We start from the raw sequence: 16,000 nt of genomic DNA on the forward strand, positions 1-16,000 counted from the left end.
AAGTCCTCGAATTCCCGTTGTCACTCGTGGTCGGCGGTGGACGAAACGTCGGACATCCAGCTGCTTTCCTGGTCGACCATGGAGAACAGCTCCTCATCGGAGGCGGCGTCGATGTCGTCGCGCCGCTCAGCGGCGGCCTCCTCGAAGGCGCCCAGCACCTGGCGCAGCATCGCCTCCAGGTCGTCGCGGACCCCCGGATCGGCGGCGAACTCCCGCAGCCGCGCCCCCAGTTCGCCCAGCCCGACCGGCGCGCCCCCGCCATCGCCGCTGCCTCCGCCCAGCTCACCGGCGAGGTGGTCGACGAGCTTGTACGGGTTCGGGTGGTCGAAGACGAGCGTCGCGGGCAGCGCGAGGCCGGTGCGCCGGCTGAGCCGGTTGCGCAGCTCGACCGCGGTCAGCGAGTCGAACCCGGCGTCGCGGAACGCCTGCGCGGGGTCGACGTCCCGGGCGCTGTCGTGGCCGAGCACGGCCGCGGTGTGCTCCCGGACCAGGGCGAGCAGTTCCTCCCGCCGCTCCTCCGCCGGCAGCGCGGCCAGCCGCCGGGCGAACCCGGCGTCCGCGGCGGCCGCCTCGGTGCCGTCCAAGGCGGCCGGGTCGGCCGGGGCCGCCTCCGGGAGCAGGGCGAACAAGTGGCTCGGGCGGGCCAGGGTGAAGGCCGGGACGAAGGTGGACCAGTCCATGTCGGCGACCGTGACCAGGGCTTCGTCGTCCTCGACGGCCCGTTGCAGCGCGGCCACGGCCAGGCCGGGCGCCATCGCGGAGACCCCCAGCCGCGCCAGGTGGTCGTGGGCGCCGGAGCTGCCCGCGGCCATCCCGACCTCCGCCCAGGTGCCCCAGGCAACGGACGTAGCCGTACGGCCCCGGGCGCGCCGGTAGGCGGCGAGGCCGTCCAGGCAGGCGTTGCCCGCCGCGTAACCGCCCTGGCCGCTGCCGCCCCACGAGGCGGCGCCGGAGGAGAACAGCACGAACGCGTCCAACTCCATGTCGGCGGTCAACTCGTCCAGCAGCAGCGCCCCTTCGGCCTTGACCCGCAGCTCGGCCGCGAGCCGTTCGGGCGTCATGTCCGCCAGCGGCGTGAACGCGTTGCCGACGCCTGCGGCGTGCACCACGGTCCGCAGCGGCAGGTCCGCGGGGACCGCGGCGAGCACCCCGGCCATGGTGGCCCGGTCGGCGGCATCGCCCGCGACCACGCTCACCCGCGCACCCGCGGCCTCCAACTCCGCCCGCAACTCCCCGGCGCCCGGCGCCTCAGGGCCGCGCCGGGACACCAACACCAGGTGCTGCGCACCCCGTTCGACCAGCCACCGCGCCACATAACCGCCCAGCCCCCCGGTACCACCGGTGACCAGGGCCGTACCGCCGGTCGTCCACGGCTCGACCGAGCCGCGGCCCGGCGCGCGCACCAGACGGCGGGCGAGCACCCCCGAGGCGCGTACGGCGAGTTGGTCCTCGCCGTGGCCACCGGACAGCACCGCGGACAGCCGGGCCGCCACGGTCGCGTCGACCTCCTCGGGAAGGTCGACCAACCCGCCCCACACCTGCGGCAGTTCGAGGGCCGCGACCCGGCCCAGGCCCCAGATGCCGCCCTGCCACATCCCGTCGACCGCCTCGCCCGGCCGGGCCGCGACGGCCGCCCGGGTGACCACCCACAGCGGGACGTCCAGCTGCGAACGCCGCAGCTCCTGCACCAGGCCCAGCGTCGCCGCCGGACCGTCGGCGCCGGTGGGCGGCAGCCACACCACGGCGCTGTGGCCGGCGCTCTCGGCGGCCAGCCGCCCGGCGTCGGCCGCGTCGGCGGCCAGCACCGTGACGCCCTCACCCAGCGCCTCCACCACGCCGAGGGCCCAGGCGTCCGCCCCGGCGGGCAGCACCACCAGCCGCCGACCCGCCGCGTCGTCCGCGCCGTCGTCCGCGCCGTCCGCGTCGTCCGCGCCCTCCACCGCGGCGGCGTCGACCGGGACCCACTGCTCGCGGTAGTGCCAGTCGTCGGCCGTCATCTCGCGGCGGCGCCGCTCCCGCCAGTCCAGCAGCGCCGGGGCGACCTCGGCCGCGACCTCGTCGGCCACACCGAGCGCACCCGCCAGCCCGCCGCCCTCGACGGACTCCCAGAACAGCGCGTCCAACGGGTCGCGGCCCGCTTCCGGCGCGGCGGCGGGCGCCTGCGGCCAGTAGCGGCGCCGCTGGAAGGCGTACGTCGGCAGGTCCACCCAGGCGGCGGGCCTGCGCTCGCCGAACAGCGCGTCCCACGTCACCGGAACGCCCTGCACGAACAGGTCCCCGGCCGCCAGCAGCGCGGTCCGCAGGCCCTCCCGGTCCTTGCGCATCAGGGCCACCGCAACAGCGTCCTCGGCGTTCGCCCGCGCCAGACCGGCCACGACACCGTCCGGACCCGCATCCACGAACGTGTCCACACCCTGCGCCCTCAACCACGCCAAGCCATCCGCGAACCGCACCGCCGAACGCACCTGCTGCGCCCAATACTTCGGCGACGTCATGTCCGCCGGCTCACCCGTCAGATTCGACACCACGGGGATGCGCGGCTCCGAGAACTCCACGTCGGCGATCGCCGCCATGAAGTCCTCCACCATCGGGTCCATCAACGCCGAATGGAACGCATGAGACACCCGCAGCCGCGTCGTCTTCACACCCAGCGCCTTGAACCGCTCACCCACCGCGAGAACAGCGGCTTCATCGCCCGAAATGACCACGGAGCCGGGCGCGTTCACCGCCGCCACCGAGACGCCCTCGGGCAACTGGGGCAGCACCTCAGCCTCCGGGGCTGCAATCGCCACCATCGCCCCACCCGCCGGAAGCCCCTGCATCAAACGCGCCCGCGCCGCCACCAAACGGCACGCATCCGACAGCGAGAACACCCCCGCCACATGAGCCGCCGCCACCTCACCAATGGAGTGCCCCAGCAGATAATCCGGCTCCACCCCGAACGACTCCAGCAACCGGAACAACGCCACCTCGACCGCGAACAACGCCGGCTGCGCCCACCCCGTGGAGTTCAGCTCGTCCGTGTCCTCACCCCACACCACGTTCCGCAACGGGACCTCGAGGTGCTGGTCCAGTTCAGCCACCACCTCATCGAAAGCCGCAGCGAACACCTCGGACTCCCCGTACAACACCCGCCCCATCCCCAGCCGTTGCGCACCCTGACCCGCGAACAACACCGCCACCCGACGGCCACCGGCCGCCGCACCGTCCACCACGTTCGCCACCGACTCCCCTGCCGCCAACGCCCGCAACCCGGCGGCCAGCTCACCCGCATCAGCGCCCACCACCACCGCGCGGTGGTCGAACCGCGACCGCGACAACAACGCCGCACCCACCGCCACCGGGTCCCGGCCCTCCACCGCCGACACCAACCGCCCGGCCTGCGCCCGCAACGCCTCCTCCGTACGACCCGACACCACCCACACCGTCTCCGCGCCGCCGTCCCCCACCACGGACTCCGGCTCCTCCTCGGGCCCCGCACCAACCTCAGGCGCCGCCTCCAGAATCACGTGCGCGTTCGTCCCCGAGATACCGAACGACGACACCCCCGCCCGCCGAACCCTCCCCGTCTCCGGCCACGGCACCGACTCCGTCAACAGCCGCACCTCACCAGCGGCCCAGTCCACGTGCGAGCTCGGCTCGTCCACGTGGAGCGTGCGCGGAAGCACCCCGTGCCGCAGGGCCTGGATCATCTTGATGGCGCCCACGACGCCTGCGGCGGCCTGGGTGTGTCCGAGGTTGGACTTGACCGAGCCGAGCCAGAGCGGCCGGTCCTCGGGGCGGTCCTGGCCGTAGGTGGCGAGCACCGCCTGCGCCTCGATCGGGTCGCCCAGGGACGTACCGGTGCCGTGCGCCTCGACGGCGTCCACGTCGGCCGGCGCGAGGCCCGCGGCGGCCAGCGCCTGCCGGATCACGCGCTGCTGCGAGGGGCCGTTCGGGGCGGTCAGGCCGTTCGAAGCGCCGTCCTGGTTGACGGCGCTGGAGCGCATGACGGCCAGGACGCGGTGCCCGTTGCGGCGGGCGTCGGAGAGCCGCTCCAGGACGACGATGCCCGCGCCCTCCGACCAGCCGGTGCCGTCGGCGGACTCGGCGAACGCCTTGCAGCGCCCGTCGGCGGCGAGCCCGCCCTGCCGGGTGAACTCCACGAACGTGCCGGGCGTGGCCATCACCGTCACCCCGCCGGCCAGCGCAAGCGAGCTCTCGCCCGAGCGCAGCGACTGGCTCGCCAGGTGCATCGCCACCAGCGACGACGAGCACGCCGTATCCACCGTGACCGCCGGGCCCTCCAGCCCGAGGACGTAGGAGACCCGGCCGGACAGCACGCTCTGCGCGGCGCCGGTGAGGAGTTGGCCCTGCGCGTCGCCGCCGGCCTCGGCGACGAGGTCGCTGTAGCCGGAGTGGTAGCTGCCGACGAACACCCCGGCGGGGGTGCCGCCGAGGCCGGTGGGGTCGATGCCCGCGTGTTCCAGGGCCTCCCACGCCACTTCGAGGACCAGGCGCTGCTGCGGGTCCATCGCCAGCGCCTCGCGCGGGGAGATCCCGAAGAACCCGGCGTCGAACTCGGCGGCAGAGGCGAGGAACCCGCCTTCGCCCGCGACGGAGGTGTTCGGGCGGGTGCCGGTCGGGTCGTACAGCCCGGCCACGTCCCAGCCGCGGTCCTGCGGGAAGGGCGACATCGCGTCCGTACCGGAGGCGACCAGCCGCCACAGGTCGTCCGGGCCGGTCACCCCGCCCGGGTAGCGGCAGGCCATGCCCACGACCGCGATCGGGTCGTCGGCCGCCGACACCAGCGCGGGCAGCTCGGGCCGCGCGGCCGAGGCGGAGTCCGCGTCGCCGAACTGCTCAGCCAGGTGCGCGGCGAGGCGGTGCGCGGTGGGGTAGTCGAAGACGAGCGTCGCCGACAGGGTGAGACCGGTCGCGCTCTGGAGCCGGTTGCGCAGTTCCACGGCCGTCAGCGAGTCGAAGCCCGCCTCGCGGAAGGCCTGGCCCGGGTCGACGTCCTGGCCGCCGCCGTGGCCGAGGACGACCGCGACATGGTCGCGGACCAGCGCCAGCAGGTGCTGGTCGCGCTGCTGCGCGGTCATCCCGGCCAGCTGCTGCGCGAGGCCGCCGGACTGCCGGCGGGTGCCGGCCGCGGCCCGCCGCTGCCGGGCGCCGACCAGCGCGCGCAGCATGGCCGGCAGGTCCGCCTGGCCGCGCAGCACGGGTGCGTCCAGCCGGGTCAGCGCCACGACGGGGAGGTCCGCGCGGACGGCCCGGTCGAACAGCGCCATGCCCTGCGGCACGGACAGCGGCGGCATCCCGGAGCCGTGCATCCGGCGCTGGTCCGCTGCGGACAGCGCCCCGGTGAGGCCGACTTCGGGCGTCCACGGCCCCCAGATCATCGACACGCCGGGCAGCCCGTCGTGCCGCCGCTGCTCCACCAGCGCGTCGAGGAAGACGTTCGCGGCGGCGTAGTTGCCCTGGCCGGGCGCGCCCAGCAGACCGGACATGGAGGAGAAGACCGCGAACAGCGACAGGTCCAGGTCCCGGGTCAGCTCGTGCAGATGCCAGGCCGCGTCCACCTTCGGCGCCAGCACCGGCCCGAATCGGTCCCGCGTCAACGACATGACCAACCCGTCATCCACCACCCCCGCGGTGTGCACCACACCCGTCAGCGGACGCTCCGCGGACATCCCCGCCAGCACCCCCGCCAACGCCTCCCGGTCGCTCACGTCAGCCGCCACCACCGCCACCCGCGCACCCAACGAGGCCAGCTCCGCCACCAAATCCTCAGCCCCAGGCGCCGAAAGCCCCCGCCGCGACACCAGCACCAGATCCCGCACCCCGTGCACCGCCACCAGATGCCGCGCCAACGCCCCACCCAGACCGCCCGTACCACCCGTGACCAGAACCGTGCCCCCACCCACCAGCTCCTGACGCACCGTCAGCACAATCTTGCCGACATGCTTCGCCTGACTCATGAACCGGAACGCCTCCGGCGCCTGCCGCACCTCCCACTCCACGGTCGGCAGCGGCTCGATCGCGCCCGCCTCGAACAGCCCGGCCAGCTCGCGCAGCATCTGCTGGACCCGGTCGGGTCCGGCCTGCACCAGGTCGTAGGTGTGGTAACTGACGCCGGGGTAGGCGGACTCGACCTGCTCGTCGGTCCGCAGGTCGGCCTTGCCCATCTCGACGAACCGGCCGCCGCCCGGCATCAGCCGCATCGAGGCGTCGATGAACTCACCGGTCAGCGAGTTCAGTACGACGTCCACGCCCCGGCCGCCAGTGGCCCGCCGGAAGGCGTCCTCGAAGTCCAGGGTGCGCGAGGACGCCAAGTGGGCGGTGTCGACGCCGCGTTCGCGCAGCGCGGGCCACTTGCCCTCGCTCGCCGTCGTGAAGACCTCGGCGCCCAGGTGGCGGGCCAGTTGCAGCGCGGCCATGCCGACGCCGCCCGCACCCGCGTGCACGAGGACGCGCTCGCCCGGCCGCAGCCCGGCCAGGTCCACCAGGCCGTAGTACGCGGTGAGGAACACCGTCGGCACCGACGCGGCCGTGGTGAAGGACCAGCCCGCCGGGATCGGCGCGACCAGCCGCCGGTCGGTGACGGCCACGGAGCCGAGCCCGCCGTCGCTCAGGCCCATCACGCGGTCGCCGACCCGCAGGTCCGCCACGTCGGCGCCCACCTCGGTGACGACACCGGCCACTTCGCCGCCGAGCGGGCCCGCCTCGCCCGGGTACATGCCCAGCGCGTTGAGGACGTCGCGGAAGTTCAACCCCGCCGCCCGCACCTCGATCCTGATCTCGCCCCCGGCCAGCGGCCGTTCGGCCGCCGGGAAGGGCACCAGCCGCAGGTTCTCCAGCGTGCCCTTGGCGGTGGAGTCCAGGTGCCAGGCACCACCGCCCTCCGGAACGGCCAGCCCGGTGTCGGCCCGCGACAGCCGCGCCGCGTGCAAGGTGCCCGCGCGGAGGGCCAGTTGGGGTTCGCCGGTGCCGCGTACGGCGGCGAGCAGCCCGGCCGTCAGACCGGTGGCTGCGTCGGTGTCGACCAGGGTGATCCGGCCCGGCTGCTCCGCCTGCGCCGAACGCACCAGGCCCCACACGGCCGCGGCGCCCAGGTCCGCCACCCTCTCGCCGGGAGCGGCGGCGACCGCGCCCGAGGTCACCACGACCAGCTCCCGGTCGCCGGACTGCCAGGTCTGGAGCTGCTCCAGCATCCACCCGGTCGCCTCGTGCGCGCCGCGCACCGGGTCCGCGCCGCCGGCCACCGCGACCACCAGCGGCAGCGCCGCGTCCGCCTGCGGGTCCACCAGGCCGGCGTGCGCGTACGGTGCCGCGCCCGGCAGCAGGTCCGCGGCCGCACCGGGCCCGGCCACCACCCCGGCGGCCACGCTCTCCCAGTCCGCCGCCTGCGGCTCCCGGACCTCCAACGGCTGCCATTCCAGGGCGAGTACGGCCTCGTCGCCGCCGCCCGCGGACGTCAGCGCCTGCGGGGTCAGCGGGCGGACGACCAGCGACCCCAGCGACAGCACCGCGTCACCGGACTCGTCGGCGACCGCGATCGACAGCGCGTCGGGGCCGGTCCTGGTCAGGCAGGCCCGGACCCGGCTCGCGCCGGAGGCGTGCAGCGCCACGTCGCCGAAGCTGAACGGCAGCCGGCCGTACTCCGCCGGCTCCAGGTCCACGAACGCCAGCGCGTGCATCACCGCGTCCAGCAGCGCCGGGTGCAGGCCGAAGCCGTCCGCCCGGCCCGAGTGCGGTTCGGGCAGGGCCACTTCGGCGAAGACATGCCCGTCGTGCCGCCACGCCCGCGCCAGCCCCTGGAACGACGGGCCGTACACGAAGCCCTGCTCGGCGATCCGCTGGTAGATCCCCTCGGTCGCCAACTCCTGGGCGCCGGGCGGCGGCCACACCCCGGCCAGCGCCTCGAAGCCGGCCGCGGCCGCGCCCGCCGCGCTGTCCACGGCGCCGCTGGCGTGCCGCACCCACGGCCGATCGGCGCCGTCGTCGGGGCGCGCGTACACGGTGACCGGGCGCTGCCCGTCCTCGGCCTCGCCGACGACGACCTGCACCTGGACGCCGCCGCGCGCGGGCAGCACCAGCGGCGCCTCCACGATCACCTCGCGGACCCGGCCGCAGCCGACCGCGTCCGCGGCGTGCACCGCCAACTCCACGAAGCCGGTGCCGGGGAAGAGCACCGCGCCCTGCACGGCGTGGTCGGCCAGCCACGGCTGCGCGGCCACAGACAGCCGCGACGTGAACACCACGCCGCCGCCCTCGGGCGAGGGCACCACCGCGCCCAGCAGCGGGTGGGCGACCGCCGCCAGCCCGGCGGCCGCCACGTCCGCCGCTCCCGTGCCGCCCTCGGGCCAGTACCGCCGCCGCTGGAAGGCGTACGTCGGCAGGTCCACCCGGCGCCGCCCGGCCCCGCCGACCAGGCGGTCCCACCCGACCGGCACCCCTTCGGCGAACAGCCGGGCCAGCGCCAGCAGTACGGTACGGCCGCCGGCCCGGTCCCGGCGCTGCAACGCCACCGCGGTGGCGTCCTCCCGCTCCACCAGCCCGGCCAGCACCGCGTCGGGGCCCGCCTCGACGAAGGTGTCCACGCCCTGCCCGGCCAGCCAGGCCAGCCCGTCCGCGAAGCGGACCGCCGAACGGACCTGCTGCGCCCAGTACGTGGGGGACGTCATGTCCGCGGGCTCACCCGTCAGGTTCGACACCACGGGGATGCGCGGCTCGGCGAAGGACACGTCGGCGATCGCCGCGGTGAAGTCCGCCAGCATCGGGTCCATCAGGGCGGAGTGGAACGCGTGCGAGACCCGCAACCGGGTCGTCTTCACGCCCAGCGCCTTGAAGTGCTCGCCCACCGCGAGAACGGCGGCCTCCTCGCCCGAAACGACCACGGAGCCATGCGCGTTGACCGCCGCGAGCGAGACCTCGTCGGACAGGTGCGGCCGTACGTCCTCCTCCGGCGCGGCGATCGCGACCATCGCCCCACCCGCCGGAAGCGCCTGCATCAAACGGGCGCGGGCAGCCACGAGCCGGCAGGCGTCCCGCAGGTCAAAAACCCCGGCCACATGAGCCGCCGCCACCTCACCAATGGAGTGCCCCAGCAGATAATCCGGCTCCACCCCGAACGACTCCAGCAACCGGAACAACGCCACCTCGACCGCGAACAGCGCCGGCTGCGCCCACCCCGTGGAGTTCAGCGCGTCGGCGTCCTCACCCCACACCACCTCCCGCAGCGGCACATCGAGGTGTTGGTCCAACTCGGCCACGACCTCGTCGAAGGCCGCAGCGAAGACCTCGGACTCCTCGTACAACTCCCGCCCCATCCCGAGGCGTTGCGCACCCTGGCCGGTGAACAGCACCGCCACCCGGCGCCCGTTGCGCGCCACGCCCTGCGCCACACCCGCAGCCGACTCACCGGCCGCCAACGCCCGTAGCCCGGCCGTCAGTTCATCGGCATCGGCGCCCACCACCACCGCGCGGTGGTCGAAGAGGGAGCGGGACCGCAGCAGCGAGTACGCCACGTCGGCCGGGTCCGGACCGCCGTCCTGCGCGACGCGCGCCAGCAGCCGTTCGGCCTGCGCGGCCACGGCGCCGGCCGACCGCCCGGAGACGACCCACACGGTCTGCGTGCCGATCGCGGTGCCCGGCTCGCCGGCGGTGCCGTCCGGACCGGCATCGTCCGGACCGGCGCCCTCCGGCTCGGCTTCCACCGGGGGCTCGGCCTCCACCGGGGGCGCGGCCTCCAGGATCACGTGCGCGTTGGTGCCGGACACGCCGAAGGAGGAGACGCCCGCGCGGCGCGGGCGCCCGGTCTCCGGCCACGGCTGCTGCTCGGTGAGCAGCCGCACCTGGCCTGCGGTCCAGTCCACATGGGTGCTCGGCTCGTCCACGTTCAAGGTGGGCGGCAGCGCGCCGTGCCGGATGGCCTGCACCATCTTGATCACGCCCGCGACGCCGGCGGCGGCCTGCGCGTGGCCGATGTTGGACTTGATGGTGCCCAGCCACAGCGGCCGGTCGCCGGGGCGGCCCTGACCGTAGGTCGCGAGCAGCGCCTGCGCCTCGATCGGGTCGCCCAGCGTCGTGCCGGTGCCGTGCGCCTCCACCACGTCCACTTCGGAGGGCGACAGCGAGCCGGCGGCCAGCGCCTGGCGGATGACGCGCTGCTGGGAGGGGCCGTTCGGCGCGGTCAGGCCGTTGGAGGCGCCGTCCTGGTTGACGGCGCTGGAGCGGACGACCGCCAGCACCTCGTGGCCGTTGCGCCGCGCGTCGGACAGCCGCTCCAGGACGAGGATGCCCGCGCCCTCCGACCAGCTGGTGCCGTCGGCGGCCTCGGCGAACGCCTTGACCCGCCCGTCGGGGGCCAGCCCGCCCTGGCGGCTGAACTCGGTGAACCCGACCGGGCTGACCAGCACGTTGACCCCGCCGGCCAGCGCGAGCGAGCACTCGCCCGAGCGCAGCGCCTGCCCGGCCCAGTGCATCGCCACCAGCGACGAGGAGCACGCGGTGTCCACGGTGACCGCCGGGCCCTCCAGCCCGAGCACGTACGCCAGCCGGCCGGAGATGACGGAGAGCAGCCCGCTGGTCATGCGGTGGCTCTCGGTCTCCGGCAGGTCGTCGATGGCCTCCAGGTAGCCGGAGGCGGCGGCGCCGACGAAGACGCCGGTGGCGCTCCCGGCCAGGGTGGCCGGGTCGATCCCGGCGTGCTCCAGCGACTCCCAGGCCACCTCCAGCAGCAGCCGCTGCTGCGGGTCCATCGCCAGCGCCTCGCGCGGCGAGATCCCGAAGAAGCCCGCGTCGAACTCCGTGGCGGAGTCGACGAATCCGCCTTCGCGGGTGATCGAGGCGCCGGGGCGGTAGCCGGCGGGGTCGTGGAGCGCGTCGAGGTCCCAGCCGCGGTCGCCGGGGAAGCCCGAGACGGCGTCCGTGCCGGAGGCGACCAGCTGCCACAGCTCGTCGGGGCCGGTGACGCCGCCGGGGAAGCGGCAGGCCATGCCGACCACGGCGATCGGGTCGTCGGTGAGCTGCTGGGGTACGGGCAGGGCGGTGCGGTCCTGCTCGGCCCCGTCGCCGAACCGCTCGGCGAGGTGGCCGGCCAGCCGGGCGGCGCTGGGGTAGTCGAAGACCAGGGTGGCGGGCAGGCTGGTGCCGGTCGCGGTCTGGAGCCGGTTGCGCAGTTCGACGGCGGTCAGGGAGTCGAAGCCGACCTCGCGGAAGGCCTGGCCGGGGTCGATCTCGTCGCCGCCGCTGTGTCCCAGGACGGCGGCGGCGTGGTCGCGGACCAGGGTGGTGAGGTAGGCGCGCCGTTCGGCGGCGGGCATGGCGGCGACCCGGGCGGCGAAGCCGTCTCCGTCGTCCTCGGACGGCTCGCCGGCGGCCGGGGCCGCCTCGGGGAGCAGGGCGAAGAGGTTGCTCGGGCGGGCCAGGGTGAAGGCGGGGACGAACTTCGCCCAGTCCATGTCGGAGACGGTGAGCACGGTCTCGTCCTGCTCCAGGACGCGCTGCATGGCCGCGATCGCGAGGTCCGGCTGCATGGCGAGCACACCCATGCGCCGCAGGTAGTCCACGAACTGGGCGTCGATGTCGGTCAGGCCGGGCCCGGCCCAGCCGCCCCAGGCGATCGACGTGGCGGTCCGCCCCTGGGCGCGCCGGTACTCGGCGAGGCTGTCCAGGCAGGCGTTGCCCGCCGCGTAACCGCCCTGCGCCGCGCCGCCCCACGAGGCCGCGCCGGAGGAGAACAGCACGAACGCGTCCAAGTCCATGCCGGCGGTCAACTCGTCCAGCAGCAGGGCGCCTTCGCCCTTGACCCGCAGTTCGAACGCGAGCTGGTCGGGCGTGAGGTCCGCCACCGGTGTCAGTGCGCTGCCGACGCCCGCGGCGTGCACGACCGTGCGCAGCGGCATGTCGTGCGGTATCGCGGCGAGGACGGCGGTCATGGCCGCCCGGTCGGCGACGTCGCAGGCGTGCACGCTGACGCGTACGCCGGACTGCTCCAGTTCGGTGCGCAGTTCGGCCGCGCCGGGCGCGTCCGGGCCGCGGCGGGAGAGCAGCACCAGGTGCTCGGCGCCGCGTTCGGCGAGCCAGCGGGCGACGTGGGCGCCGAGGCCGCCGGTGCCGCCGGTGACCAGGGCGGTGCCGCTGGTCGTCCACGCTTCGGCGGTCCCGTGCACCGCGGCGCGTGTCAGCCGGCGGGCGAGCACCCCGAAGGCGCGTACGGCGAGTTGGTCCTCACCGTGGCCGCCGGTGAGCACACCGCCGAGGCGGGCCGCGGCGGCGGGGTCGTAGGTCGCGGGCAGGTCGGCCAACCCGCCCCACAGGTCGGGCAGTTCGAGGGCGGCGACCCGGCCCAGGCCCCAGACGGCGCCCTGCCACATGCCGGCGGTGGCCTCGCCGGGGCGGGTGGTGGCGGCGCCGCGGGTGAGGACCCACAGCGGTGCCGCAAGGCCGGCCGCGCGCAGCGCCTGGACCAGCAGGAGGGTGGCCGCGGGGCCGTCTTCGCCGGTGGGCGGCAGCCAGGCGACGCCGTCGTACCGCTGCCCGGCGAGGTGTTCGGCGGTGGCGTCGGCGGGGGCGAGGACGGCGGTGTCCGGGCCGAGGGCGGTGGCGACGCCGGCGGTCCACGGGTCGGCGGGGTCGGCGGCGACCACGAGCCAGCGGCCACCGGGCGGGCCCTGGCGCAGGCCGTCGACCGGCACCCAGGTCGGGCGGTAGGTCCAGTCGTCGGCGGCGGCTTCCCGCGTGCGGCGCTCGCGCCAGTCCAGCAGGGCCGGGGCCAGCTCGGCGGCGACCTCGTCGGCCACGCCGAGCGCACCGGCCAGCCGTCCGCCTTCGACGTCGGCCCAGAACAGCGCGTCCAGCGGGTCGCGGCCCGCGGCCGGTTCCGGCGCCGCGTTCCAGAACCGGCGGTGCTGGAAGGCGTACGTGGGCAGGTCGACGCGGCGCGGGGTGTGCCCGGTGAACAGGCCGTCCCAGACGACGGGCACGCCGTGCGTGAACAGGTGGGCGGCCGAGGCCAGCATCCGGGCGGGGCCGCCCTCGTTGCGGCGCAGGGTGCCGATGACGGCCGCGTCGGCGGCGAGGTCGGGGTAGTGGGTGTCGAGGGTCTCCTGGAGCGGCACCGTCAGGACCGGGTGGGCGCTGGTCTCGACGAACGCGCCGAAGCCGTCCTCGACCATGGCGCGGGTGGTCTGCTCGAACAGCACCGGCGAGCGCAGGTTGCGGTACCAGTACTCGGCGTCGAGCGTGGCGGTGTCGACGAGGGCGGCGTCGACGGTGGAGTACATCGGGATGGTGCCGGCCCGGGGCCGGACGAAGGACAGTTCGTCGAGCAGCCGTGTCCGCAGCGGCTCCAGGGCGGGCGAGTGGGAGGCGGCCTCGCCGAGGATGCGGGCGGGCACGCCGGCGGCGGCGCACTCGGCGAGGTAGGCGGTGACGTCGGCCATGCTGCCGGAGACGGTGACCGCGGAGCCGGAGTTGACGCCCGAGACGTACAGCTCGGCGTACTTGGCGATCTGCTCCTCTACGGCGGCCTGGCCGAGTTTGACGGTGGCGATGGCGCCGGTGCCGAACAGGACGTTCTCGAAGATGTTGCCGCGTACGAGCACCACGCGGTAGGCGTCGGTCAGCGAGAGCGCGCCGGCCACGTGGGCGGCGGCGACCTCGCCCTGGGAGTGCCCGACGACGGCGGCCGGCTCCACGCCCATGGCGCGCCAGACCTCGGTGAGGGCGACCATCATCGTGAAGAAGACCGGGTGGTAGACGTCGATGCGCTTGAGCAGGTCCGCGGACTGCTCGGGGTGGCGCAGCACGTCCAGCAGCGACCAGTCGACCAGCGGGTCCAGCGCCTCGGCGCACTCCTCGACCTTCGCGGCGAACACCGGTGAGGTGGCGAGGAGTTCGGTGGCCATGCCGGCCCACTGGGAGCCCTGGCCGGGGTAGACGAACACGGCTCGGCCGCCGGTGCGGGCGGCGCCGGTGACGGCGTTCGCGGCCGGCTCCCCGGCGGCGAGTGCGGCAAGGCCCGCGACCAGCTCGTCCCGGTCGGCGCCGACGACGACGGCGCGGTGGTCGAAGAGGGCGCGGGTGTGCAGCAGCGACCAGCCGACGTCGGCGGGGTCGAGGCCGGGGTCGTCCTGGACGCGTGCCAGCAGGCGGCCGGCCTGTCCGGCGAGGGCCTTGGCACTGCGGGCGGACAGCGTCCAGGCCATGCTGGTGCGGGGCGCGAACAGGCCGGGGCCGGCGGCGTCTACGACGTCTACGGGTGCGGCTGCGGGCTCCGCCGGAGCATCGGCTTCGAGGATGACGTGGGCGTTGGTGCCGGACACGCCGAAGGAGGAGACGGCCGCGCGGCGCGGGCGCCCGGTCCGCGGCCAGGGCCGGTGGTCCGTCAGCAGCCGCACCTGGCCGGAGGTCCAGTCGACGTGCGAGGTGGGCTGGTCGGCGTGGAGGGTGGGGGGCAGCGCGCCGTGGCGCATCGCCTCGATCATCTTGATGACCCCGGCGACGCCGGCGGCGGCCTGGGTGTGGCCGATGTTGGACTTGATGGAGCCGAGCCACAGCGGCTGGTCGTCGGGGCGGCCCTGCCCGTAGGTGGCCAGCAGCGCCTGTGCCTCGATGGGGTCGCCGAGCGTGGTGCCGGTGCCGTGGGCCTCGACGGCGTCCACGTCGGCCGGCGTGAGGCCCGCGGCGGCCAGTGCCTGGCGGATGACGCGCTGCTGGGCGGGGCCGTTGGGCGCGGTGAGGCCGTTGGAGGCGCCGTCCTGGTTGACGGCGCTGGAGCGGACGACCGCCAGCACCTCGTGGCCGTTGCGCCGCGCGTCGGACAGCCGCTCCAGCACGAGGACGCCGACGCCCTCGCTGAAGCCGGTGCCGTCGGCGGTCTCGGCGAAGGCCCGGCAGCGGCCGTCGGGTGAGACGGCGCCGCCCTGCCGGCTGAACTCCACGTAGGTGCTGGGGGTCGCCATCACGGTCACGCCGCCGGCCAGGGCGAGGGTGCATTCGCCGGAGCGCAGCGCCTGCCCGGCCCAGTGCATCGCCACCAGCGACGAGGAGCAGGCGGTGTCCACGGTGACGGCCGGGCCCTCCAGGCCCAGGACGTAGGAGACCCGGCCGGAGGCGACGGCGCCGTTGGCGCCCAGGCCCGCCGAGCCGGTGCCCTCGGTGGCGTCGGGCTGGTCGGAGGCCGGGTAGTCGTGGTACATCAGGCCGGTGAAGACGCCGGTGGACGAGCCGGCGAGGGTGCGCGGGTCGATCCCGGCGTGCTCCAGGGCCTCCCAGGACACCTCCAGCAGCAGCCGCTGCTGCGGGTCCATCGCCAGCGCCTCGCGGGGGGAGATGCCGAAGAACCCGGCGTCGAAGTCCGCGGCCGCGGTGAGGAATCCGCCCTCGCGGGTGAGGGAGGTGTTCGGGCGCTGCCCGGTGGGGTCGTGCAGCTGCTCGACGTCCCAGCCGCGGTCGGCGGGGAAGACCGAGACGGCGTCGGTGCCGGAGGCGACCAGCTGCCACAGGTCGTCGGGGCCGGTCACCCCGCCGGGGAAGCGGCAGGCCATGCCGACGACGGCGAGCGGTTCCCGGGATTTCGACTCGAGTTCCGAGAGCCGGTTCCGGGTTCGCTTGAGCTCCGAAGTCACTTTCTTCAGATACTCGAAGGACTTGTCGTCACTCACTATCGCTCCCACGGCCCCGAGCCGGTCGACGTCCGATACACGGTCGGCATATCAGGAAAACGAGAAGCCGCCGGAAGAACCCGTCCTGACGGTCCGTCGAGAACCGTCGCGGATTCTCCGTGTGCTCCGTGCCAGGCGTACGCGGCATCTCGTTTCCCGGTAGGCTACCCAGGCTCCCGACCGCCCCGGTCCCCCTATCCGCCCCCTAGGAACGGGATGCGGGCGCCGGCTTTGCGGCGGGGTCCCTTTCTTACCCTCGGTAGCGTCGCAGGGTGCCGCGGCCGGGCCCGCGGGAGTGCGCGTCGGGCGTTGCGCGGTACCTCCGCACCCCGCTTGAGCTGGCCGGG

At 75.1% G+C, this 16,000-nt stretch carries 1 protein-coding gene; it reads right to left on the reverse strand.

Going from position 1 to position 16,000, the window contains the following annotated elements; genetic code table 11:
* Positions 1-20: 20 nt before the first annotated feature.
* Entirely contained in the window at positions 21-15,653 is a 15,633-nt protein-coding gene (locus AC3ERT_RS08890; protein WP_435173533.1) for a type I polyketide synthase, read from the reverse strand.
* Between the last annotated feature and the right edge of the window lie 347 nt (positions 15,654-16,000).

Source organism: Actinacidiphila sp. bgisy145 (genome assembly GCF_057708125.1).